The organism is Desulfoluna sp. CYM3A (assembly GCF_056829965.1).
Genome location: NZ_CP186556.1, coordinates 1,942,086 through 1,964,796, shown reverse-complemented (window position 1 = coordinate 1,964,796; position 22,711 = coordinate 1,942,086). Strand labels below are relative to the sequence as shown.

The window sequence follows — 22,711 nt, the reverse complement described above, 5'->3', positions numbered from 1 at the left end:
TAATGGTGAAATATCGAGAGAAAGCCATATAACTTGAATGCATTGGTTGTTAGGAATGATGGAAGTAAGCCATGGTGGTTTCGAGGTTGCTATGCCCCATGTAACGTTGCACGACCTTAGGGTTGACTCCAGCCTCAAGCAGGTGGGTGGCATAACAATGGCGCAATGTATGGATGGATACCCTGCGTTTCATGATGCCCGCGGCATATCGGGCCTTTCGGGAAGTGCGGCAGTTCGATGGACATGACCTTATCGGTGGTGGGGGCTTCTGTGTTCCCACGTCCCCGAGCAGGGAAAATCAGGGTGGGGTTGCGGTGGTTACGCCAGTATTGCCTCAGGACACCCAGTGTGTGTTTCGGCAAAGGCACATAACGATCCTTGGCCCCCTTGCCGCGATGGACGTGAAGCATCATTCGGGCGCTGTCGATATCTGAAACTCGGAGATTGAGGCCTTCGGATAACCTGAGGCCGCATGCATAGACCGTATGATAAAACGCCAGGTTGTGTGGGGTTGTCACATGATTCAATATGCGGAAGACCTCTTCACGGCTGAGGATACACGGCAGTTTTTTTCCCGCCTGGCCTTCAGGTAAGAAAAGTAGATGGAAGTCTTGCTTTAACACATTGGTGAAGAAGAACTTGATTCCGTAATGGGCGATACCCATGGTGGAGGCGGACCACCCGTCAACGTTTCGACGATGAAGAAAGTAGGCTTCAATTTCTTCTTCCGTGATTTTCTCAGGCGTCTTGCCACAATAATCGACAAGCTTGCGAACAGCGCGTGTGTATGCCCTTTGGGTGCTCTTTCCCAAACCTGCCAGTTGCAAAGCGCGCATTGATTTTTCATAATAGTCGTGCATCGTAGTCTCCATTGGTTAGAATTGGTTGAGTTACCGGAAGGCTACGATGTTTTTCTTTCGTTTTAAATATGCTGGTATGCAGGGATATTGATTTTTGATATGCAGGTTGAGGAATGATTTGCCGCGTAGCAGCTTTCTTGAACAAACGATTGAACACCGATCGAGCACAACTCAGTCGGCCGAAGGCTTTCACATTTCAAGCTCAGTCGTGCTACCCGCCCGCCGGATGAAGCGCGGCGCTCGCTATATAAAATATGATTTTCAAACGACATAAAATAATAAAAAAATTTGGATCAAGTATGAAGAGCCCCTTGAAATTGACCATATGCGATCTTAATACATCAGTCCTCGATACATTTAGTGCGGAATTTCAGGATATAAATGAAGTTTCAGTTGTTGAGGGGGATATTACCAAATTCAAGTGTGATGCTCTTATAACTGCTGGAAACAGTTTCGGGGATATGGGTGGTGGAGTCGATAAAGCGATAGATGATAGTTTTAATGGGGAGGCTCAAAAATTAGTCCAGAAAAACATTACAGATACTTTCTTTGGAGAGTTACCCGTTGGAGCGGCCCTAACAGTTTATCCAAATAAAAAAAGGCCAGCATTGATATATGCTCCGACAATGCGTATTCCAGGCCATATCCCCAATACTATCAACCCGTACTTGGCATTGCGAGCTGCGTTGATTGTTGCAATACAAAATAATTTTGAACATGTTGTTTGTTCAGCATTTGGTTGTGGTATTGGTGGGGTTTCTCCTGAAGATTCCGCTGAACAAATGAGGACGGCATTTATTATTATAGCATTCAATCAATGGAGAAAAATTGTTCACCCAGCTCAAGCACCATATGCTATGAGGCAATGTTAGCGGCAAGTAGATCTGAGGTTTTGTTATATTGAAAAGTCGATCGCTAAATGAACAGCTCGAGATAGGTAATCTCTCTGAAGTTATCAATATCGACTTCGACACTGAGACGTTTGTGATTACAGTATCAGTTGATAATTATAGGTTCGATATTGCCTTTTATAGCACCCTCGGCTTTAGAGTCCTTGACGAAGGCGATTTATTAGAATTTTGGCCGCATTGTTCCACAACAAATGGATGGCTTTTTGAAATTGAAAGTGGTGGATGGTTCGACCAAGAAAGCCAACGAAAAGGTTTTTTATCAATGGAAAACGTGAAGTGGCGCAAAACTTTTCATTGGAGGTGACGGTACCATCGCTGTTAACGCGCTTTGTTTTGAAAAACCTGACGTGACGGAAAGTATCCGCTAACAAGCACGTGCTCACGACCGGGCCCACGTGCTTCTTTTTCGGCCTTATTCGTTATCTGAAGTATTCCAAATATCAAGATATCATTCCGTATTCATAGTCCAACATTCGTCATCTTTCCTTACATAAATCGGCGAGATGAGTATGGCACGATACACAAGTGACTCTCAATTCCAGTCGCTTTATATTCTGTCCGCCTTGAGGAACAAATCATTCCAGCCATATTTAGTTTCTTTTCCTTCAGGAGAAACAGTTTTTACGTAGGCAAATTCCCCCTTCACAAACCCGATAGACCAATCATCCCTTTTTCATCTTCACAGCCAACTCCAGGCGATCCCGAAATCCCGTTTTGGCAAAGATCGAAGTCAGATGGGCCTTTACCGTGCGCACGGTAATGGCCATCTTTTCGGCGATCTCCTTGTTGGAGAGGCCTTCGGCTACAAAACCTGCCACCTCTTCTTCCCGTCTGCTCAAGGGCTCCAGGGTATCGGGCAAGGCCTTTTCGGGCAATGTCGGTGTAAGGGAGGCGATCATCCGGGTCACGAACTCAGGGGGCATCCAGACTTGGCCTTCCTTGACGGCCGTAATGGCCTGGGCCAGGTTTTCGCGGTGCATGTGGCGGTTGCCGTAGCCGCGGACACCGCGCCGCAAGAGCCTCATGCCCTGGTCGTACAGAGGCCTTTCGGCAAGGGCAATCATGGGGGGGGCAACCGCATCCAGGTTGTCTTCGCCGCAGGATTTCAAGTCGATGAGGAGCAGGCTCACAGAATTCGGTTCCACATCGGACAGCCCCTCAAGGCCTGTCACATGCACGAAATTGTCGTCATCAAGGGGAAGACCGGCGAGGGATTTCACCCACCGGCTATCGCTACTGCACACACAAATCATGAACTACCTCTCCCCCAACGCATTTTCTTTGGCCCTTAAAATCGGTTTCAACAGATAGGCCATCACGGTTTTGCTGCCCGCTACACGTCCACCCGTCATTCCAACAATAATCTCTTTTTTGTTCTCGTCCGTGCCGAGGTAGTTCCGGTCCGTCTCGATGCGGACCAAGTAGTACTCTTCCCTTCGGTCATCGGTGATGGTGTCCGCGCTGATGTGGGTCACCTGGCCGTCAAGGCCGCCGTAAATGGCAAAATCGTAGGCCGTGATCTTTACCACAGCCTTCAGGCCGGGATAGAGAAAGGCGATATCCGAGGGCTTGATTTTCGCTTCTACCACCAGGGATTCTTCATCCGGGACAATCTCCAGGATGTCCATGCCCGGCTTCACCACCCCGCCCACGGTGTTGATGAGGATCTGCTTGACCGTGCCGTTCACGGGGGACCGGACGCTTGTGCGCTGAACCCGGTCCTCAATGGCCAGGCGGCTCTGGTTGAGGCGCTCGATCTCTGCCATCACCTTGTTGTACTCTTCCTGGGCCTCGCTTCGAAACCGCGCCTCCAGCTCACTGTTCTGCTCTTTGGCCTCCACAATACGGGAATTGAGGGTTTCGACCTTTTTCCGCGCGCTTTCCAGCTCGTGGTTCCTGTCCAGGGATTTTTGCTTGAGCTGAATATACTCCAGCTCCGAGACCAGCCCTTTCCTGTACAGAGGACGCGTGAGCTCCATCTCCCGGGCGATCATCTGAGTGCTGCTCTCCAGCATGCGGATGTTCATCTCTGCTTCGGCCAGTTCGATCTCGCGCTGGCGAAGCCGTTCGCGCATCACCTCGATCTCGCTTTGCTTGCGCCGGGTGTTGGTCTCGTAGAGGCGCTTCTCCTTTGCAAGCAGGTCCTTGACCTCCTGGGCTTCGGCCACGCCCTCCTCAAAGGAAAGAATTCCGGCTTCAGCCGCCAGACGAACGGAGCGGGCCGTGAGTTCGTTGATCACCGAGCTGCTCTCCGCGTAAGAGCTGCCCACGCCCGTGTCGTCGATGGCGATGAGCACCTCCCCTTTGGTCACCTTGTCCCCTTCCCGGACCCTGATCTCCTTGATGATGCCCCCTTCAAGGTTCTGCACCACCTGGATCTGGCGGGAAGGAATCACCTTGCCGATGCCGCGGGTTCGCTCATCCAGGCGCGCAACGCTCATCCACCCGAGAAGGGAAAACACCAGGGCGGCAATGATCCACAAAAAGAAATTTGATTTTTTAGGGTTTCCCGCAAGGACGGCAGCGCTCAAGCTGTTCATGAACTCAATGTCCTGGCTGCTGTATCGCCCGGACCGCCCCAACAGACGGCGCCCCTGGACGCCTTGTTTCCGCACACTCTTTTCGGTTGCCATTTACTGCGCCCCCCCCAGCTTTGCCAGCACCTCGGCCTTGGGGCCATCCATGGCAACGGACCCGTTGTGCATCACGATGATGCGGTCCACCACCTCCAGTATCGAGGGTTTGTGGGTAATGATGACCGTGGTCTTGCCCTGGGTCACCTGCTTTAAGTTGGAAATCACCTGAAGCTCCGTATTGAAATCCATGGCGTTGGTGGGTTCATCCAGCAGGACCAAAGGGGTGTCGTCGATGAAGCAGCGGGCCAGGGCCACGGACTGGCGCTGCCCTCCCGAGAGGCTGGCGCCCCGCTCCCCCACCTGAAGGTCCATGCCCAGGGGGTGACGGTCCGTAAAGGTGTTCACCCTGCCGATTTCGGCCGCCCTGATGATGGCCCGATCGTCCGCATGGGGAGATTTCAGGGTCATGTTGTCCCGCACCGTACCGGAGAACAGAACCACATCCTGGGGCACATAGCTGAAATGATGCCGCAGGTCCACAGGATCGATCTGCCGGACATCCAGGCCATCCACAAAAACCGAGCCCTGGTCTTGTTCGTAAAATCCAAGGAGGATCTTGCTGATGGTGGATTTACCCGAGCCCACCTGACCGATGATCCCCACCCGCTCGCCTGCCTTGATGCGAAAGTTCACGTCCGACAGGGCATTAATCTGCTCGCCCGGATAGGCAAAACTCACGTCCTTGAACTCAATGTCGCCCTTGATATCCTGACGCCGGACAAACTGCTTGGTTGCGGGACGCTCCACTTCCTTGTCCATCAACTCGTTGAGGGATTTGAGTCCGGCGCGCATCTGCTCAAACCCGGAAAGCAGCGCCACCACCTGGGACATGGGGGCAATGGTGCGGGAAGAGAGCATGTTGATGGCGATAAGCCCGCCCATGGAGAGTTCGCCCGCTTTGATGAGGTAGACCCCCACCACGATGATGGCAACGGAGCTGAACTGGGTCAGAAAGGCGGAAAAAAACGGAGATGAAGAAGAAACCGGACATGATCGGGATCGAGGCCTTTTGTCGCAATATCCCCGGTGCTCTCCTCCCAGTGCCACTGCATGGAGCTGCCTGCGTTGAAGGCCTTGATGGTCTCCAGGTTGGCCAGGGCCTCCACCAGGATCCCGTTTTTCCGGGCCGCGGCTTCATGGGTGCTTTCCACGATCCTGTAGATGGGCTTTTTCAAGCAAAGACTCGTCAGAAGGATCAGGACCATGACCGTAAGCGGCACTCGGGCCATCACCGGATGGATCGAGTAGATGACGATCATGAAGAGAACGGCAAAGGGCACCTCGATGAACGCGGTGACCGCGCTGGAGGTAAAAAAGGAGCGGATGCTTTCAAAATCCTTGATGTTGTTGGCAAAGGAGCCCACGGACCGGGGCCTCTCCTTCAGCTTCAGGTTCATGGCCTGTTCAAAAAGAAGGGACGAGAGGATGATGTCGCTCTTCTTGGCCGCTGTTTCAAGGAACGAGGTGCGGATACACTTGATGACCAGGTCAAAGAGATAGACAAGACAGATCCCAGACGCCAGGACCCAGAGGGTCTCCACGGCGTTGTGGGGAATGATCCGGTCGTAGACGTTCATGGTAAACAGGGGCCCTGCCACCACAAACAGGTTCACCAGGAGCGTGCCCAAAAGCACCCGCGCATAGATGCCCTTAAAGCGCTTCATGGTCCCGAAAAACCAATGCCCGTCCGAAGGGCGTCTCACCTCTTCATCATCCCCGGAAGCCCCGTCATAGGTGCGCTTCAGAAAAAAAACATAGCCCAGGTACTCCTCGGCCAGACGCTCGATCTCGATCTCCCGGGGGGTGTCGTCCACCTCCGGCACGATGATCTCGGCCATACCGCTGCCGTGGGAAATCCGCGTCAGAACGCACGCCTTGTCATCTTTGAGCATCAGGATCACGGGCAGGACAACGGCCGGGATTTCGGAGAGGGACCGCTTCTGAAGACGTAGCTGCAAAGCTTGGCTGCTGCCCGGGAGACGTTGGACTTGCCCTTGTCCAGGCTGAAGAGCCGCTGCTTCTCCACCGTGGGGTCAAAGGGCAGCCCCTGAGCCAGGGCTTCTGCCGAGGCGGGTTTGTTGTTTATCTTTGTCAGCACGACCAGGCACTGCATCACCGGGTCTGTGGATATATCGTAACTCATGACGGATTCCCCAACGGTTCGACCTCGGCGATGGCACGGCCCTGGAAGAAACGGATGTTCCTCCTCTCCAGCATCTCCCGTTGGTCCTCTGATTCAATTTTCGATGCCACGAGCCTGATCCCCAGGCTGTCCGCAATGGTGGCAAGGGCATTGAGGGCAACATCCGACACCCCACCCTGCTCTGGATCATCCAGATAATCGGCATCCACTTTCATGTAGTCGGGCTTCAGGTCTTTCAAAAGGGTCAGGGTGGCATCCTGCATCGTGCACTGGTCCAGGCCGAACCCGTAGCCCATGCCCCGGAAAAGCCCGGCAAGGTCCATGCAGATCTCCGGAGAGCTCAGAAGGGTCGCCTCCTGAAGTTCGAAGACAACCCGGTGCCGCACGGGCCGCTGGGCAGACAGAAACTGCCGGAGCCACAGGAACGACTCCCGGTCCCTGCAGAATTCACGGGTCAGGTTGACGGCGAAAACCCCGTGGCGATCCCGGGCGATCTGCTCTGCCACGGCATCAAGCACTACCCGATCCAGTCGGGCCGCATACCCCAGGGTAATAATCATGGGCATGAACTCCCCTGCCTTGTGGAGCACCCCGTCCCCGTCCATCATGGAGACATACACCTCCCGATGAAGCTCGCCGTCGGCCGACACAACGGCCTGGGAGTCCACAGGAAACCGTCCGCTGTCAAAGGCATCTTCGATCATCCGCTTCCACTCGTATTTCCCCGAAAGGCAGGGGGCGGACCGGCCGCTGTAAGTTTTCACCATCCAGGGGGCCCCGGATTTGGAGACAGAAAGGGCGTAATCGACCTTGGACAGGATGCTGCCCACGCGCTCTTCGGCACCGTAGGCTGCCAGCCCTCCGCTGACGGTCACCTCGCCCTTGAAGGTGGGGTGGCCGGAGGTCAGGGCATGGGCTCCTTTGATGATGGCATCGGAAACGGCCAGGGCATCTTCCCGAAGACACCCTGGAAGGGCCACGCCGAACTCCTGGTGGGACAACGGGCGACCCGCGTGCTTCAGGGACCTTTGCGGCACGGACTGATCATCTCCGCAGCCGCTGTCGAGCAACGCACCGGATGCCCACCGGACAGACCGAGGCGCTCCATGCCGTCGAGGCTGAGAATCATCACCGCCCCCACCGAGCCCCCGGAATCGCTCTCCAGAAAATGCCCCAGCTGCTTTACGAAATAGGAACGGTTGTACACCCCGGTATCGGGGTCCTTGAAGTGAAGAGCCTGATAGTCCCAAATCGTTTGGGCTCCGTGAGAAGATGGCCTTCACTTTTTCCACCATGGTGTTCATGGCAAGAACCACCTCTTTGAGTTCCGGGGTACCGGGAAGATTGCTGTTGATGATAAACTCGTGGTTGCTGATGGCCTCGGCCTGGCGCCGGATGTCCGTCAGGGACCTCATGAGATACCGCAGGATAACCCAGCAGACGAAAAGGGCCGCACCGCCCACCAGCACAAAGGTGAGGCAGAGCTGCTTGAAGGTGTCCCAGAGCCGCAGATAGGCGTGTCCCGGATGCCCTTTCACCTTGAGGGTTCCAAAAACGGACCACCCGTTCATGACACGGGCCTCGGCCACCGGCGGGTCCAGGGCCACCATGCGGATAAACAGCTCAGGCACCCCTTCCACGCGCACGGCCTCATGCCGCTCATAGACCGGCACACCGTTTGACCGGATGAGCTCGATGCGTTCGTAGTATCCCCCGTCAAACATGGCGTTCACAGCCGACTTCGTAAACCCCGCGTCGGAAGGTGCGGAACTCAGGGACAGGGCCAGGACATTGGCGGTGTTTTTCGCGCCGGTGTAAAGCTGCATCCCGGTAAAATCACGGGCACGGTCAAAGTTGATCTTCATGACAATGCTCAGCATCACCACAAGGACCACGGTTATCAACACCTGTATCTGTTTGAAAAGACTCATGACCTTCCCCTTTCACGGATCTCCGGATCAACGGCTTTCAGCTTCTTCTGGTTTTTCAAGGGTTTCCTGTTTATCCGCTTGCCCAGGCCCTGCTGTTTCTGAAGGTACAGGTCATCGGCTGTAAAACTGTAGACCGGGATCAAATCGGGACGTTCGGTGGCGGGTTCGATGGTGGTCTTGTAGTTGTCCAGAACGAGGGGAACGGCGCCGGGCGCGGCGTCGTTGACGACAGGGCGCGAACCGATGGCCTTGGCGTCCAGTAAAGACCTTCTCTTCGGGCACCCCCACCTGCACCATGGTCAGGTACTTGGCCACCGCGAAATCCTCGCAGTCGCCCCGCCCCTTTCCCAAAAACTCAAGGCGGCTTGCCCAGTAATCATCACGATTCCACACGGTCCTGTCCGTGGCGTAGGTTACCTGGTTGAAAAACCGGTTGATCTCGGCCACCTTCTGCTCTTCAGTGGCATTCACCAGGCTTTCCATAAGGGCAAGAAGGCCGTTGAGGCGTTTGGTGGCCTGTTCTCCGTAGGTCTCCCGGTAACGTGCGGCTGCATTCTCGGGCACATAGAAACGGTTGGCCTCCCGTGCAGCCACAAGCTGTGAACACACCAGAAGTATCAAAAAGGCTCGACGCACGAAGCCTCCGGTGGGGAAAGGACTCCCCGCCAATTTACGAACGGACCTTTCTGGTCAGCTTGAACTCGGTCCGTCGATTTTTCCGTTTGCCATCCCCGGTGGCGTTGTCCGCCACGGGCTCGCTCTCCCCTTTGCCTGACCAGGAGAGGATCTCACGATTCACACCCAGCCCCACAAGGGCGTCACACACACTACGGGCCCTTTTCCGGGAGAGTTTGAGGTTGTAAGCCTTGGAGCCGTCGGAATCGGTATGCCCCACCACTTCAACGGAAAACCCCTCTGTGGCCTTGAGCTGGTCCGCAACATAGGTGAGCTGCTTTTCAGCCTCTTTGGTCAGTGAACCCGAGTTGCGCTTGAAGCTGATTCCCTCAAGGGCGATGGTCTGCTCCTTCCGGGAGGTATCGATCTTCAGGTCAAAGGCATCCGGTGTCCCGGTCACGATGTACGGGGCCACGACGTCTGTCTCCTCAAACCCCACGGTCTGCATGGCATCCCCGGCGCAGCCCGATGCCGGTGTACTGCTCTTCGGAACGGAGTTGTCGCACTGATCACAGGGGTCGTCCACGGAGTCCTGGTCCCGGTTGTGCTCCAGGTCGTCATCCCCGGCGCATCCCAGGGATGCCTCCAGGGGAAGCCCCATGGCCTTGCGAAGGCCCGGATCGTATTCCCGGAGCATCAGCCCGGTTGTGCCTGCGATCCTGTAGGGTGGCCATCGCCAGGGTGCGCGGACTCCACCAGGGCGGTTTCCGCCGAGTTGTATTCGTTTTCCATGTTGAGCAGGTCAAGGAGGGTGCGGCGGCCTAAGTGGTACTCCTCTTTAAAGGCGGACAGGGTGTCCAGGGAGAGCCGAACATGGTCACCGAGGTATTTTTCCCGCTGCTTTTCAGCCTGAAGGATATTCCAGGCCAGCCTCACGGACTCATTGACGTTGCGCCGTTCGAGGTACGCCCGGTAATTTTCCCCGTGCAGGTTCCTGTTGCTTTTCAGGGTTTCCCCTTTTCTTACGCCGCCGTCAAAGAACGTATAGTTCAGCTTCAGCATGGCCGAGGCCTGGTCTGTATCCCCTTCGTCTCCACCGGTATCGGAACGACGCTGGGCCTTGAGCTCAAGGTCCAGGGAGGGCCAGTACGCGGCCTTTGCTTTTTCCACGGCCTGTTTTCGAACCTGAATATTGGACTGGGAGACCCACAGGGCCGGATGGTTTTTCAGCGCGATATCCACCGTGCCCTCGACGGTCTCGGGAACGAGAAAGGACGGAGCAGGACGCACCATGCTGTCAGGGGAGACAAACCGGCCAAACTGCCTGTGGAACTTGACCACCGCCTGATTCAGGTTCTGCTGCCTGGAGATGTAATTGCTCTGGGCCAGGGCAAACCGGGCCTCGGAGTTTTTGAGGTCGGAGACCCTGTTGAACCCGGACTCGGCCTTTTCCCTGACCTGGCGAAGAATCTGCTTCTGGGTGGCCACGTTCTTTTTGGCCAGGGCCAGCATCTCTTTGGCCTGGAGCACACCGAGGTAAGCCTCGGCCGTATCCAGATAGACCCGGTTGCTGACATTGAGCACTTCGTAAGCGGCCGAGAGGATCCGGGCGTCGGTCTCCCGCACGGTGGCCCGTGTTCTACCGCCGTTGAATAAATTCATCCGCGCATAGACCGTTGCCGTTGCTGCAGTCAACTCCTCGCGCTCGTCGTTGGTATCTTCCCCGTCCGTTACCTCCGGACCCGCGGCAAGTTCTGCGCCGATGGTGGGACGATACCCGCTTTTTGCGATGGATCGCTCAGCAAGAACGCTTTCGTACCTCTGCCTGGCCTCCAGAATTTCCGGGTTTGTGTTTGTAACAATTTCGAGCGCCTGACGCAGTGTCATGGCCTCAGAGACAACCCGCTCGCCTTCTGCCAAAGCGACGGTCGTCAACGATAAAACAAAAACAGCCATCGGGATCACCCGACGGAACAACCTGTTGCGCATGCCTGAACATTCTCCCACCACAGTTTAACTTATTGATTTTAAGACCATCGAACTCCGCTCCAAATCATCACGGAGTATCGCTAGTTTTAAAACCAGCGAACACATATTCAATAAAACAGCACCTGTCAATAGACACATTTACAGCAGTTACGTAACCCCTCGAACCTTTCTTTATTTTTCTATAGTATTAGAAATATCCTTTTAACAATTTCACACAAAAGACTCAAGTCAAAGAGTCATCTAAACAGGAACCTCACAACAAAACCACTGCCGCGGCAAACGGCCACATCACATCCAGACGCCGCACCCGCACGCCGCAATCACCTGCCACCCCTCAGCTACGCTGGAAAACAACAGAAAATGCTTATCCGGCAGCCCCCATTCGGCTGCGTCGCGAAGGCGACAAACCATGGATTTTTTGAGATGCAGCCTTTAATCGCCTTGCCGTATCCCACGGACCCGCGTGAGGTTTTGACATTCCCCCGGTCGGCATGTAAAGTAGAAAAAAATCGACCGCATCTCCGCAATCCCGCCATCTTTAACAGATGCTTAAAAAAAGCCTCCCCCCAACCACCTGCAAACGAGAAGGTAATGACCCATGTCCATGATCTTCCCAGATACGTTTACGCGTCTTTCCGGCACCGAGGTACCCATCTATGTATCTCCGGACACCCCTCACTGGTTCGTTCCCAACACGGCCGGGGACCGGTTGCTTCAGGCTTTGGGCGAGGCGAAAAGCGCCCCCCGGGACAACAAGACAAAGGGCCCCCTGGAGCAGCTCAGGACAGAACAGTTTTTATCCCTTATGCCCCGGGGCAACCCCGCCCCCTACTCCGGGCGCGGAGAGATTCTCTCCCTGAACCGCCTGTCCGAATGCTGGATTCACCTGACGGATCACTGCAACCTGTCGTGTCGTCACTGCCTCTTCTCCTGCTCCCCAAAAACAAGGCAAACCCTCAATTTTGAGGAGATCGAGGCTGTGTACCGGGCAACCGAGCCCTTAGGCACAGAGACCTATTACATCACCGGGGGCGAGCCCCTGCTCCACCCAGATTTTCAACGCATCTGCCGCCTTCTCCTGAGCAAGGAAAACACCCGCCTTGCCATCCTCACCAACGGATTGCTTATTCCGAAGCACCTGGATTTTCTCACCACGCTCCCCACAGACCGGCTCCACTTCCAGATCAGCGTGGACGGCCTTGAGGAGAACCACGACGCCATGCGTGGCCAGGGGGTCTTCAACAAATTACTCGCCGTTTTTGACATGCTGTCCCAGGCAGGACTCAACACCTCCCTTGCCATGGCCGTTCACAAAGGCAACGTCCACCAGATGGCCGATAAGCTGCCGGTCGGTTCGGCATTGCCGACGTCCATTACCTCTGGCTCTTTGCCGCCGGAAAGGCGCGAGACACCGCCCATGTCCCCCCGGAACAGCTTTTTTCCCACCTTATGGAGGCTGAAAAAGCCGCCGCACCATTGGGAATCACCATCGACAACCTCAAGAGCATGGAGGCCCGGGTCTTCTCCTCTCCGGGCATCCGCCACGACCTGGGCAACGCCGGATGGGAATCCCTTGCCGTGGGTCCCGACGGGCACATCTACCCCACCCCGGCCCTCATCGGCAACAAACCGGCATGCTGCGGCCACATGCGGGACGGCATCGAGAAGGTGTGGAGACACAGCAAAGCGCTCAGCGACTTGCGAGGACTATCCGTTGTGAATGACGAAAGCTGCCGCACAAGCCCTTTTCGCTACATCGTGGGGGGCGGCGATATCGACCACAGCTACTATGCAGGCCAACACTACATCGGCCACGATCCTTACATGGCGCTCTACGAAGCCATCGCCGTTCACCTTATTGAAAAGGCGGCGGGTACGGTTGCCGACGCCCATGGCGTGCCCGGCATGCGAATCCAGATGGGCGACCGCCTCACCGAATGCAGCCACGCCGAGGGTGATGTGGCCCTCACCCACTCCAACTGCGTGCTCTCCTTAGCCGGTACCCGGGGCACTGTGGGCGCCTTTTATGCCGATGCGGCCGACGCCCCCAACACCGACATCACCAACCCGGTCTGTTACGAAGAGGAGTTGATCCACCACATCCCGGAGTCTGCCAGGGTGCGTTCCTACGGATTCGGGAAGCCCGGTACCCGGTGCGCGGACCTTGACCGGGGCTAAGCTTATGAGGACTTCCAGCTCCGGGGCCGGGGTGGAGTGCTTTATCGCCGCCAAGATCACCGGTGCAGCGGGGAGCGTCTACGGTATCGACATGCTCGACGACATGCTCTCGCGGGCCCGTAATGCAACGGACGAGGTGGGAAGGCGGCTGGGTTACCGAAACGTGGAGTTTAAAAAGGGATACCTGGAAAGCATCCCCCTGGACCGGGAGACCGCCGACGTGGTGATCTCAAACTGCGTGGTGAACCTCTCCGAGGACAAGACAAAGACCTTTGCGGAAATTTTCCGCATCCTGAAGCCCGGGGGACGAGCCGTCATCTCCGATGTGACCACCGACGCCCCCTTCCCCGCTTCCATCCAAAACGACCCGACCCTTCGGGGAGAATGCATCGGCGGGGCCATGGTGCAGTCCCGCCTCATGTCCATGCTGGAGGCCACCGGTTTTATCAACATCCGAATCATCAAACGCTTCTTCTATCGCGAGGTCCAAGGGCACACCTTTTATTCCCTCACCTACCAGGCCGTCAAGCCCGATGAGACCCGCACGGCTGTTCTCTATCCCGGCCCCTTTGCAGGGGTCATCACCGATCAGGGCAAAATCATCCCCCGGGGCGGTATTCTGGATGCCCCCTGGCCTTCGGCCACCCACTCCGACCCGTCCGCCTTTGTCCTGGACAACGACGGCAACATCACCAACCAGGACGCGGAAAACAGCTGTGCCTGCTACCAGCCTGTGGAAAAGGAACAGAAGCCAGCCCAGCCCGCCGGTGCCACCATCCTGAGCACAGGAAAAAAAGCGTCGGGCTGCATGCGCTGCGGCAAACCCCTTGCCTATCTCGACATGGAGCAGGAAGAGACCTGCAGCTTCTGCGGAGAGACCGCCATGGCCAACGCCCTCTGCGAAAACGGCCATTTTGTCTGCGACCTCTGCCACAGTGAGGACGCGCTCTCCGTGGTCAAGCACCTCTGCCTGACCACCAGGGAGACCGACATCATCACCCTCTTTGACAAGATAAAAAAGCACCCGGCTGTGCCCCTCCACGGACCGGAGCACCACTTTATCGTTCCGGGTGTGATCACCGCAGCGTACCGCAACGCCGGAGGCGCCATCGGAGACGAGGAGATCCTCTCGGCCATCCGACGCGGCGCGGATATCCCCGGCGGCACCTGTGCTTTCTGGGGAGGCTGTGGCGCGGCCCTGGGGACAGGGATCGCCTTCGGCATCATCCTGAAGAGCAACCCGGTGAAAGCCACGGAGCGGCAGATTATCCAGAGGGTCACCGGCCGGATCATCACAGCCTTAGGTGAGCTGGAAGCAGCCCGCTGCTGCCGCAGGGAGACCCTCACCGCCTTCAAGATCGCGTCGGGCCTCTCCACGGATCTGCTGCCCATCCCCTTGCAGGCAAACGGCACCACCCACTGTTTCCAGTTCAATATTAATAAGGAGTGCATCAGGTCCGGGTGTCCCTGGTACGTGGCGGGAAAAAGCGACATCAAGGGAGAGTGGCTGAAGGTGAAAGGATAAAAAGGCCGCCCCATGCGACCCTTAGGATTCGCAGGCAAACCTGAAGGAACCAGCATACTTGAAAACCGGATTCGTGCCGACGCTGATAGCATATCCCACGGACTGTGCTAAGCGATATCACCCTCAAACATTGAATTCGCCGGTGGCCGAATTACCCGGAACCCTATCAATCCATCCCTCATACATATGGCATGAATCACCCGCAAACAAGCTGACACCGTGATGACGGTAAAAACGAAGAGAATCACCGCGTATCGTCTTTTCATGGTTCCCCCAGCCCAATTCCGCGTGAAAACCGAACAGCCGCCAGGTGGCGGCTTCATACCTCATTCAACATAGCAAAAAGCAATCATGGGCGTCTACTCAATCTCGCTATCCCGGGTATTTCATGAGAAAACGGGCCGGTTGTAATAGTGGAAAATGTAATTCACGGTTTTCTGCTCGATTTTCTCACCCCTCGGACTACAGGGCCACACGGAGCCGGCACCCCAGGACCCACAAGGTATCCTCATCGCTGGTGAGGGCTGGATCTTTGATGTATTGAAGAGACGGGGTCACGGCCACCTCCTTTGTCAGCTGATACCGCCAGAACACTTCGGTGGTGTACTGATCATCTGCCCCTTTGAACGACACGTCATTGGGGCGTCCCCAGTTGAACCCGACCCCGATGACACCGCGCATGGGCACCGGCTGACAGCCGATGCCCGCCGATACCGATCGCTCAAGGAGGCTGCCGCTGTGAGTCGCTGTCCCCGGACAAAGGGCAGCCATGTGTCGTCGATCCATCGTTGCCAGGAGAGGTTCACCCCCCAGCCGTCATCCGTTCCGTTTGCACGTTCGTCAATCTGCCAGAGTGTGATGTGGGTGTTGTCGAAGTAGATCTTATCCTTGCCGGGGGTCCAGCCGATTTCAACCCATCTGAAAAAATCACTGTCGTCGATGACGGACTCAAACCCTTCAAACGGATCCCTTGGGTCGGCGTTGGCATCTGCGATTCCGGCCTGAATATAGAGTGAGCTGCTTACCATGGCACCGGCTGCCGCGCCCAGGGTGGCATCATTGGGCAGATCCATGGAGGCGGACCCCGTTGAAAAAACGAAGTTGGCAAACCCCGTCCACGGACTGGAGAGCAGGTAGACATCGATAAAATCCGTGGTGTCCAGAAACCCTCCCACAAACACGCCCTTGCCCTCGGATACATACTGTTTCCAGTAGAGGTTTGTCAGACGTGCCTTCTGGTTGCTGAACGGAGGTTCGATGATGCCCGCATACCCGCTTTCAAACCCCAGGGCGCTGGGCGGAATGTCCGAGTACTTGTGGCGGTTTTCAATTTTCCAGTTCAAGCTGCCCTTGTTGGGCCCCCCGCGGTTCACCAGGTCCCAGTAGCCATAAAACCGCGCAATGCCGCTGGAGGCGCTATCTTCCCCCGGGCTGTCGCTCACGTGCATGAAAAGGACTGAATAGTCGGCCGCCAGATGCAACCCCATCTGTTCTGCCACGCCATCCCGCCAGTCCCTTACCGGAGAGAACCACGCGATTCGTTCCGGGGCTGGATAATAACGCCCTGCTGCTGGTCCAGAGCAATCTGGTTTTCAACCTCATCAGGAGAAAGCCTCGGCCTGAGTTTGCCCCCGGTTGATGCAACGGCGACCCCAAAACCCAGGAGAAGTCCCACAGAAACGATCATCATGACAGTGCACGGTTTTGTCGTCGCCTACCTGGCTTCAACCCCGTTTTTTCACGTAAGGAAAGAAAAACAGATAGACACCTGTTGCCCAGACACCGGCCAGGAGAATGGCGGTGGGCAGAAGAACCCACAGCTTGACATGTTCATGGAAAAAGCTGCCGTCATGGATGCTTTCGATGAGGTCGGAACGCCGCACGGCGACGTGAAGGACTTCACCGGTTTTCGTATCAATCTGGATTTCCCAGCGGTTCTTGGCCCGCACCTTCACCAGGCCTTTTCCGGGTCGCACGTCCAGGCGATCGATATCCTCCCAGCTGTGGATCCCCACGTCCGGAACGGAGGTGGCGATGGCCAGAATCTCATCAAAACTGAGCATCAGCTCATGCCCCACCCCCTTCTGGGTCGCAGGCTGAATCCACTCCAGCTTCTTTTTCATCAGAAGGACAGCACCGCTGAGGACGACGACAAGGACCGGTAAAGCCGTTGCAATGGCGGCCCACCGATGTATCTTCCTGTTCATCACCACGGCTCTCATGTTGCCCCCCTTGCAATGGGGGGATGAAAACGCCGAAGCGTCCGCATCGCCCCATCACCTGCTGTTCAGCTATTGAGCATGTGCCACCGTCGTTCCCTCGTTTTGCAAAAAATCAGCCCATGCAGCGAGTTCGGTATCGATCTCTTTTTCCAGCATATCCACCACATCGTAGGCAGACTGGGGCGGGCGGCCTTCGCTCTGGAACAACACCCAGTGGACCGTTTGAAGCTTGGACAGCAGCTTGGACGGCTCATTGGCGATCTGGGACAGGTTGGCCCCCATGGGGACCAGCTTTCCGATAAACACCGAGGACTCTTTTGCAATGGCCGAATCCTCTCCGGCGTCCTCGGACAGTTCCATGGCGGAGATAATGGTCTTATTGGTTCTCTCGAAAATGTCCCGGATGCGCCACCACAATTCAAAACGGGCATCCGCATCTTTCTGACTCCACGTCTCGTTGGGGTTCATGCGCAGTTCAAACGCCTGATCCTGGGACTGGCCGTCAACCGTCAACCTGGCGGTGTAGGTGCCGGGCCTGGCTTCCACCACAATCCCTGCAGGCGGCTTGCCCGGTACAGAGACCACATCCGGATAATTCATGTCCCAGACCATCCGGTTCAGGCCCGTCTCCCGGCTCAGGATGTCCCCCTCGTAGGTTTTGATCAGCTCACCCTTGCTGTCGGATTCAGGCTGACATCCCGGGCACCTTCTCCGATCAGATAGTAAATAATGGCACCACGGGGCCGGGCACCTCCGGCATCGATGAACCTGCGCTTGCGTTCTCCGTTGACCACCCCGAGTTCGATAAAGGTGTGCCCCATGCGCCCGTTCTGGACAAAGTAGTTCTTCTGGCCCCCTCCCACGCCCCCACCGTAGAGAGCCCACCAGTTGATGCCCAGGCGCGTATGGGTTCGCGGTTTGAACAGATGAGCCGTCTTGGCCTGGATTTCGTCTGAGGTCTGCCGCAAGGGGCTGATGTCATCCAAAATCCAAAAACTGCGCCCAAAGGTGGCGATGCACAGGTCCTCATCCTTGATTTTGATGTCGTGCACCGGTACCGCCGGCAGGTTGAGGTTCAACCGTTTCCAGGTGACCCCGTCATCCAGGGAGGCAAACACCCCCGTTTCGGTTCCCACGAAGAGCAACCCTTTGCGCACCGTATCTTCCCGGATGGTCCGCGTGATCTCCGTCTGAGGAAAATTCTCACTCAAATTCGTCCATGTCTCTCCGTAATCAGAAGTCTTGAAGAGATAGGGCAGGAAATCATTGGCGGTGCGGTACCGGCTGATGGCCACATACGCCGTCCCAGCGTCATGGGGCGAGGCCTCGATCTCGTAGACATCCGAGTCTTCGGGAAGGCCGGGCGGGGTGACGTTGGTCCATTTCCGGCAATTGTTTCTGGTCACATGGATCAGGCCGTCATCACTGCCCGTCCAGAATACACCTTTTTTGACCCTGGAGGCGGCCATGCGGTGGATGGTGTTGTAGGCTTCCTGGCCGGACGTCTCCAGGGATGAAGGAGAGCCTCCCGGCTGCTGCTTTTCCGGGTCATCCCGGGTCAACACCGGGCTGACAACCTCCCAGGTCTGTCCCCGGTCTTTGCTGCGGAACACCACCTCGGCGGCGGTGTACAGCACCTTCGGCCTGAAGGGGTCAAAAAGGACAGGGGCATGCCAGTTAAAACGGTACTTTGCCTCGTCCTGCCCTCTTCCGAAGGTGATCACGGGCCAGACATTGACCTGCTCCCACTGCCCTGTTTTCAGGCTGACCCGCTGGATCGGGCATCCACCGGCGGCAAAGGTGCTCTGGGCCAGGTGATAAATGGTATCGGGGTCATTGGGATCCGGCACCGAAGCACCGGACTCCCCGCTGCCGATGACCGTCACATCAGCTTGCGAAATGCCGCCGTAGATGGACGCGGAGGGGACCTTGTATCCGATAAGGTCCTGGCAGTTTCCATACAGGTTATACGGAAATTCATTGTCCACATCGAGGCGATAGACCTGCTGATTGGGCTGGGTATAGGGCCCGGACCAGGTGACCCCGCCGTTTCTCGTCACCATGGCGCCGCCGTCGTGGGTGACGATCATGCGATCGGGGTCTTCCGGATCAAAGGCCATGTCGTGGAAATCATCCTTGGTCCCGGAACGCTGGGTCCAGGATTTTCCCCCGTCCAGGGATTGCCACATCTTGTTGGAAAGCACCCACAGCTCGTCCCCGTTGTGGGGGCTGGCGTGGAGGTGCATGTAATAGAAAGGCCGCTGAATGATGTTGACGTTATCCGAGACAAAGGCCCACGTCTCGCCGCCGTCCTCGGACTGATAGAGCCCCGGCTGCTCCTTGGAGTCCACAAGGGCACTGATGCGCTCGGGGTTTTTCCTGGAGTGGGCAAGGCCGATGCGGCCTAAGTCGTCGGTGGCCATGCCCGGGTTCCGGGTGATCTCGGCCCAGGTTTCCCCGCCGTCCGTTGATTTGAAAATGCCGGTGTTGGGGCCTCCGGCCTTCAGCCCCCAGGTCCGCCGGAACACCTCAAAGGTTGCGGCATACAAAATATTCGGATCGTGCTCGCACAGCACCAGGTCGATGACGCCGGCCTGTTCATGCTTGAAGAAAACCCGTTCCCAGGATTTACCTCCATCCTTGCTGCGGTACACGCCGCGATGCTGGCTCGGCCCAAAAGGGCTGCCGATGGCGGCCATGTAGACCAGGTCCGGATTGGTCGGGTGCACGCGCACCCGTGAGATGCGCCTTGTCTTGGCCAGCCCGATGTGTGCCCAGGTCTTGCCCCCGTCCGTGGACTTGTAGGCTCCGTCACCCCAGGTGGAGCAATCGCGAAGCTGCGGCTCGCCCGTTCCGATGTAGATGATGTCCGGGTTGCTGGGTGCCAGGGCAATGGCCCCCACCGGCCCCACGTTGATCTGGCCGTCGGTAATGGGATACCAATAGGTGCCATTGTCATCGGACATCCACACCCCGCCCGATGAATGGGCATGATAGAACCGGTTCTTGTCCGTGGGGTGCACGGCCACACCGCAACCGCGAACGCCCACAAAAGGCCCCACACACCGCCACTCCAACGATCGCATCTCCCGGTCCACTTCCAGGTCGGCCTGTTGTGCGAATTCCCCGGGAGCGACAGGCTCAGGCGCCTCACCGGGCCGCCATTCAGCATGGCCCATACCCGACCAGATCATGACGCATACAGCTGTTGCAATGGTAACCACGCGCTTTTTCATACCGCACTCCTTCACTTTGAGTTTAGCGGGCACATTCGAAATAGCAGAACAATAAACCGTTGTTACAACGAGTTAGCGAAAAAAGTTAAGGCATCACAAAAATACAAGCCACCATTTTGGCGCTATTTTTTCACCCTTCTGACGAACCGAGAGAACCCATCTACAGCATTATCAGAGCTTTTATAAAACAACGCTTTCTGAAAGCTCTGATGCCTTGAACAGAGTCCATGAATATGTAAACGAAGGGATAAGGTGAAGAGGAGTGACAAGATGCTCTGCTTTTTTGACATCAGCTCCAAGGGCGCGAACCAATACGACAAAAATACAAGCAACAAAAATACCACGGGTCATCGATGGCGATTTAATCGCCCGGCACAACGGATATCAACATCTTGTAAGGTATGATTGTCTTTTGGATTGGACGGGGAAAGGCAAAAAATCATTATACGCTTTAATTTTGGAAGTTTATCAAAGCGATAATTTTCATACAAGCCATTTTTTGTTCTTCAGTGAAGCGATTTGCCGGGTGCACTCTGTGCCCCCAAATCAAAGCCCTGGATGCGGGTCCCAACACGCACCCTACGGGCCGACGGACTTTTGGGACAATATCATCAGCAACACCCGCAGGCCGGGACCGCCGCAGCGAGTTAGCCGTCAAGGTGGCATACCTTGCCGCTGGAGGCATTGCTTTTTTTAGGCCCTTAGATCATACCGAAAAGGCGTGGAAGAAACAGAGTTATGCTTGGAAAAAGGGCCAGGATCACGAGCCCGGCAAGCATGGCCAAAATGAATGGAATCACGGCCTTGAAGGTCTCCTCCACGGGAATCTCAGCCAGGTGGGTGGTCACGTAAAGGTTGACGGCAACCGGTGGCGTGAACTGCCCGATGGCCAGGTTGAAGGTCATCATAATGCCGAACCAAATGGGGTCCCACCCGAACCGCGCCATGATGGGCAGGAAGATGGGGATAAAGATATAAAATATCGAGATGGCATCGATGAGCATCCCGGCACAGAACAAGATGAGGTTGATGACCAGAAGCACCACATACGGATTGTCGCTGATGGCCAGGAGCGAAGCCGAAATGGCGTCCATGGCCCCCAGGGTGCTTGCCGTCCATGAAAACAATCCGGCAAAAGTGATGATGAGCATCACCACGGCCGAGGCGTTGGAGGCCTCCACCAGGATCTCGTACAGGGCCTTTAAGGTGAGGGTCCTGTAGAGGAAAAAGCCCAGGATCAGACCGTAGAAGACTGCCACCACGGCCGCCTCCGTCGGCGTAAACACCCCGCCGTAAAGCCCCCCCAGGATAATCCCCGGGGCCATGAGCCCCCAGAACGCCTCACGAAAGGCCTGGAACAAGCCCATGTCCGACTCCATGGCCGTCCTGCTGCCATATCCCCTTTTTTTGGAGATCCACCAGGCGGGCAGGATCAGGCAAAGCCCGGCCAGGGCACCGGGGATGGCGCCGGCGGCAAACAGGGTGGTGATGGAGGTGTTGGTGAGAGCGCCGTAGATAATCAGGGCAATGCTCACGGGCACGATAATGGCGGTGGAGCCTGCCCCGGCGATGAGGGCGGCCACAAAGCCGCGGTCGTACCCGTCCCGGATCATGGCGGGGATCAAGATGGCGCCGATGGCCGCGGCATCGGCCGGACCCGAGCCGGAGATACCGCCGAAGAAGACACACACCAGCACCGCCACAATGGCCAGGCTCCCTTTTTTGCGCCCCACAAGGAGGTTGGCAAAGCGCACCAACCGCTCTGAAATGCCGCAGCGCTCAAACAGAAACCCGGCAAAAATAAAGAGCGGGATGGCCAGGAGCTGAAACTTGGCGATACCCGAATAGAAGTTGGGCGAGACCACGGCAATGCCCAAGTCCGCCAGCCAGATGACGACCACCGAAGAGAGCCCGATGGCCACGGCAATGGGCACGCCGGAAAGGAGCAGCACCATGAAAAGAAAAAACAGCAGCAATCCCATGGTCATACTCCTTTGAGTTTCGCCTTTTCGGCGATGAGCACCTGAACGATACGGACAATAACAAGAGCGGACCCTGCGGGAATGGCCAGGGCATAGATCCACTCCGGAAGCTCCAGGGCCTCGGTGGTGATCTCAAGATCGATAAGATCGTAGATGTGAAACCAACTGAGACCCGCAAGGGTGGCAAACAGCACGATGGCCAGGACAAGGCCGCCCATGCGGACCAGGGTGGCCGCCCGAGGGGAGAGCTTTTTTTCGTAATACTGGAGGTTCAGGTGATGGCTCTTCTTGAAAGCCGCGCTGGTACCAAGCATGGTGAGCCAGACCAGGCCGGCCACCTCCAGCTCCTCGGTGAAGGCCAGGGAAAACTCGAAAAAGTAGCGGGTGACGACGTTGGCCAGCCCCAGGACAAACATGGAGCCCAGAAGCAGGGCTCCCAAAACTTCTTCAAAATTGCGCACACAATATTTCAGGGTGTTCAAG

General features: G+C 56.5%; 23 protein-coding genes. 5 read left to right on the top strand and 18 right to left on the bottom strand.

Features of this window, described 5'->3' with window-relative positions:
• Nucleotides 1-49: 49 nt before the first annotated feature.
• Nucleotides 50-193: a tyrosine-type recombinase/integrase gene (locus ACOYW1_RS10135; protein WP_482422700.1), complete on the bottom strand. Its 144-nt coding sequence runs from the start codon at nt 191-193 to the stop codon at nt 50-52.
• The gene (locus ACOYW1_RS10130) at nt 135-860 is read right to left on the bottom strand and encodes a site-specific integrase (RefSeq protein WP_482422699.1); all 726 of its coding nucleotides are present in this window, start codon (nt 858-860) and stop codon (nt 135-137) included. Before ACOYW1_RS10130 ends, ACOYW1_RS10135 begins: the two co-directional genes overlap by 59 nt.
• Before the next feature lie 299 nt (nt 861-1,159).
• Here ACOYW1_RS10130 and ACOYW1_RS10125 point away from each other — a divergent pair, with 299 nt between their 5' ends.
• Complete coding sequence (locus ACOYW1_RS10125) at nt 1,160-1,732, top strand: macro domain-containing protein (RefSeq protein ID WP_482422698.1); 573 nt, start codon at nt 1,160-1,162, stop codon at nt 1,730-1,732.
• A gap of 112 nt (nt 1,733-1,844) precedes the next feature.
• Nucleotides 1,845-2,075, top strand: a complete 231-nt coding sequence (locus ACOYW1_RS10120; protein ID WP_482422697.1) for a hypothetical protein — start codon at nt 1,845-1,847, stop codon at nt 2,073-2,075.
• A 358-nt stretch (nt 2,076-2,433) separates the two neighbouring features.
• Here the strand turns inward: ACOYW1_RS10120 and ACOYW1_RS10115 are convergent, their stop codons facing one another.
• The 9 genes from ACOYW1_RS10115 to ACOYW1_RS10075 form a co-directional block, all read right to left on the bottom strand.
• A complete protein-coding gene (locus ACOYW1_RS10115) occupies nt 2,434-2,991 on the bottom strand; it encodes a helix-turn-helix transcriptional regulator (RefSeq protein WP_482422696.1) in 558 nt (185 codons plus the stop codon).
• A gap of 36 nt (nt 2,992-3,027) precedes the next feature.
• The gene (locus tag ACOYW1_RS10110; protein ID WP_482422695.1) at nt 3,028-4,404 is read right to left on the bottom strand and encodes an HlyD family type I secretion periplasmic adaptor subunit; all 1,377 of its coding nucleotides are present in this window, start codon (nt 4,402-4,404) and stop codon (nt 3,028-3,030) included.
• The gene (locus ACOYW1_RS10105) at nt 4,405-5,454 is read right to left on the bottom strand and encodes an ATP-binding cassette domain-containing protein (protein ID WP_482422694.1); all 1,050 of its coding nucleotides are present in this window, start codon (nt 5,452-5,454) and stop codon (nt 4,405-4,407) included.
• The gene (locus ACOYW1_RS10100; protein ID WP_482422693.1) at nt 5,355-6,365 is read right to left on the bottom strand and encodes an ABC transporter transmembrane domain-containing protein; all 1,011 of its coding nucleotides are present in this window, start codon (nt 6,363-6,365) and stop codon (nt 5,355-5,357) included. Before ACOYW1_RS10100 ends, ACOYW1_RS10105 begins: the two co-directional genes overlap by 100 nt.
• Entirely contained in the window at nt 6,305-6,550 is a 246-nt protein-coding gene (locus ACOYW1_RS10095) for a cysteine peptidase family C39 domain-containing protein (protein WP_482422692.1), read from the bottom strand. Before ACOYW1_RS10095 ends, ACOYW1_RS10100 begins: the two co-directional genes overlap by 61 nt.
• The gene (locus ACOYW1_RS10090) at nt 6,547-8,481 is read right to left on the bottom strand and encodes a bifunctional diguanylate cyclase/phosphodiesterase (protein ID WP_482422691.1); all 1,935 of its coding nucleotides are present in this window, start codon (nt 8,479-8,481) and stop codon (nt 6,547-6,549) included. Before ACOYW1_RS10090 ends, ACOYW1_RS10095 begins: the two co-directional genes overlap by 4 nt.
• A 111-nt stretch (nt 8,482-8,592) precedes the next feature.
• Nucleotides 8,593-9,117, bottom strand: a complete 525-nt coding sequence (locus ACOYW1_RS10085) for a transglutaminase-like cysteine peptidase (RefSeq protein WP_482422690.1) — start codon at nt 9,115-9,117, stop codon at nt 8,593-8,595.
• Between the two features lie 34 nt (nt 9,118-9,151).
• Nucleotides 9,152-9,793: an OmpA family protein gene (locus ACOYW1_RS10080; RefSeq protein WP_482422689.1), complete on the bottom strand. Its 642-nt coding sequence runs from the start codon at nt 9,791-9,793 to the stop codon at nt 9,152-9,154.
• Nucleotides 9,793-10,983 (bottom strand): TolC family outer membrane protein, encoded by a 1,191-nt coding sequence (locus ACOYW1_RS10075; protein WP_482422688.1) that lies wholly within the window; start codon nt 10,981-10,983, stop codon nt 9,793-9,795. The genes ACOYW1_RS10080 and ACOYW1_RS10075 overlap by 1 nt, the downstream gene beginning before the upstream one ends.
• Before the next feature lie 700 nt (nt 10,984-11,683).
• Between ACOYW1_RS10075 and ACOYW1_RS10070 the strand changes: the two genes are divergently transcribed.
• The 3 genes from ACOYW1_RS10070 to ACOYW1_RS10060 are packed head-to-tail and all read left to right on the top strand — an operon-like array spanning nt 11,684 to nt 14,788.
• Complete coding sequence (locus ACOYW1_RS10070) at nt 11,684-12,805, top strand: radical SAM protein (protein WP_482422687.1); 1,122 nt, start codon at nt 11,684-11,686, stop codon at nt 12,803-12,805.
• Nucleotides 12,802-13,263: a hypothetical protein gene (locus tag ACOYW1_RS10065; protein ID WP_482422686.1), complete on the top strand. Its 462-nt coding sequence runs from the start codon at nt 12,802-12,804 to the stop codon at nt 13,261-13,263. The genes ACOYW1_RS10070 and ACOYW1_RS10065 overlap by 4 nt, the downstream gene beginning before the upstream one ends.
• 4 nt (nt 13,264-13,267) lie before the next feature.
• Nucleotides 13,268-14,788 (top strand): DUF5714 domain-containing protein, encoded by a 1,521-nt coding sequence (locus ACOYW1_RS10060; RefSeq protein WP_482422685.1) that lies wholly within the window; start codon nt 13,268-13,270, stop codon nt 14,786-14,788.
• 462 nt (nt 14,789-15,250) lie between these two features.
• Here the strand turns inward: ACOYW1_RS10060 and ACOYW1_RS10055 are convergent, their stop codons facing one another.
• The 7 genes from ACOYW1_RS10055 to ACOYW1_RS10025 form a co-directional block, all read right to left on the bottom strand.
• The gene (locus ACOYW1_RS10055) at nt 15,251-15,352 is read right to left on the bottom strand and encodes a hypothetical protein (RefSeq protein ID WP_482422684.1); all 102 of its coding nucleotides are present in this window, start codon (nt 15,350-15,352) and stop codon (nt 15,251-15,253) included.
• Nucleotides 15,353-15,360: 8 nt separating this feature from the next.
• Entirely contained in the window at nt 15,361-16,287 is a 927-nt protein-coding gene (locus ACOYW1_RS10050; RefSeq protein ID WP_482422683.1) for a carbohydrate porin, read from the bottom strand.
• A gap of 225 nt (nt 16,288-16,512) precedes the next feature.
• Nucleotides 16,513-17,010: a PepSY domain-containing protein gene (locus ACOYW1_RS10045; RefSeq protein ID WP_482422682.1), complete on the bottom strand. Its 498-nt coding sequence runs from the start codon at nt 17,008-17,010 to the stop codon at nt 16,513-16,515.
• Between the two features lie 69 nt (nt 17,011-17,079).
• Nucleotides 17,080-17,610 carry a hypothetical protein gene (locus tag ACOYW1_RS10040; protein ID WP_482422681.1) on the bottom strand — a complete coding sequence of 177 codons (531 nt, stop codon included), beginning with the start codon at nt 17,608-17,610 and terminating at the stop codon, nt 17,080-17,082.
• A 62-nt stretch (nt 17,611-17,672) separates the two neighbouring features.
• Complete coding sequence (locus ACOYW1_RS10035; protein ID WP_482422680.1) at nt 17,673-20,246, bottom strand: WD40/YVTN/BNR-like repeat-containing protein; 2,574 nt, start codon at nt 20,244-20,246, stop codon at nt 17,673-17,675.
• A gap of 701 nt (nt 20,247-20,947) precedes the next feature.
• Nucleotides 20,948-22,228 carry a TRAP transporter large permease gene (locus tag ACOYW1_RS10030; protein WP_482422679.1) on the bottom strand — a complete coding sequence of 427 codons (1,281 nt, stop codon included), beginning with the start codon at nt 22,226-22,228 and terminating at the stop codon, nt 20,948-20,950.
• A 2-nt stretch (nt 22,229-22,230) separates the two neighbouring features.
• Nucleotides 22,231-22,710 (bottom strand): TRAP transporter small permease, encoded by a 480-nt coding sequence (locus tag ACOYW1_RS10025; protein ID WP_482422678.1) that lies wholly within the window; start codon nt 22,708-22,710, stop codon nt 22,231-22,233.
• Nucleotide 22,711: the final 1 nt, after the last annotated feature.

Excerpts from the sequence above, each read along its gene's own strand:
- ACOYW1_RS10090 (WP_482422691.1), bottom strand. The coding sequence starts at position 8,481 with ATGAGTCTTTTCAAACAGATACAGGTGTTGATAACCGTGGTCCTTGTG.
- ACOYW1_RS10035 (WP_482422680.1), bottom strand. The coding sequence starts at position 20,246 with ATGAAAAAGCGCGTGGTTACCATTGCAACAGCTGTATGCGTCATGATC.
- ACOYW1_RS10070 (WP_482422687.1), top strand. The coding sequence starts at position 11,684 with ATGTCCATGATCTTCCCAGATACGTTTACGCGTCTTTCCGGCACCGAG.
- ACOYW1_RS10095 (WP_482422692.1), bottom strand. The coding sequence starts at position 6,550 with ATGAGTTACGATATATCCACAGACCCGGTGATGCAGTGCCTGGTCGTG.
- ACOYW1_RS10030 (WP_482422679.1), bottom strand. The coding sequence starts at position 22,228 with ATGGGATTGCTGCTGTTTTTTCTTTTCATGGTGCTGCTCCTTTCCGGC.
- ACOYW1_RS10060 (WP_482422685.1), top strand. The coding sequence starts at position 13,268 with ATGAGGACTTCCAGCTCCGGGGCCGGGGTGGAGTGCTTTATCGCCGCC.
- ACOYW1_RS10040 (WP_482422681.1), bottom strand. The coding sequence starts at position 17,610 with ATGAATTATCCGGATGTGGTCTCTGTACCGGGCAAGCCGCCTGCAGGG.
- ACOYW1_RS10110 (WP_482422695.1), bottom strand. The coding sequence starts at position 4,404 with ATGGCAACCGAAAAGAGTGTGCGGAAACAAGGCGTCCAGGGGCGCCGT.
- ACOYW1_RS10075 (WP_482422688.1), bottom strand. The coding sequence starts at position 10,983 with ATGACACTGCGTCAGGCGCTCGAAATTGTTACAAACACAAACCCGGAA.
- ACOYW1_RS10125 (WP_482422698.1), top strand. The coding sequence starts at position 1,160 with ATGAAGAGCCCCTTGAAATTGACCATATGCGATCTTAATACATCAGTC.
- ACOYW1_RS10045 (WP_482422682.1), bottom strand. The coding sequence starts at position 17,010 with ATGAGAGCCGTGGTGATGAACAGGAAGATACATCGGTGGGCCGCCATT.
- ACOYW1_RS10080 (WP_482422689.1), bottom strand. The coding sequence starts at position 9,793 with ATGCTCCGGGAATACGATCCGGGCCTTCGCAAGGCCATGGGGCTTCCC.
- ACOYW1_RS10135 (WP_482422700.1), bottom strand. The coding sequence starts at position 193 with ATGAAACGCAGGGTATCCATCCATACATTGCGCCATTGTTATGCCACC.
- ACOYW1_RS10130 (WP_482422699.1), bottom strand. The coding sequence starts at position 860 with ATGCACGACTATTATGAAAAATCAATGCGCGCTTTGCAACTGGCAGGT.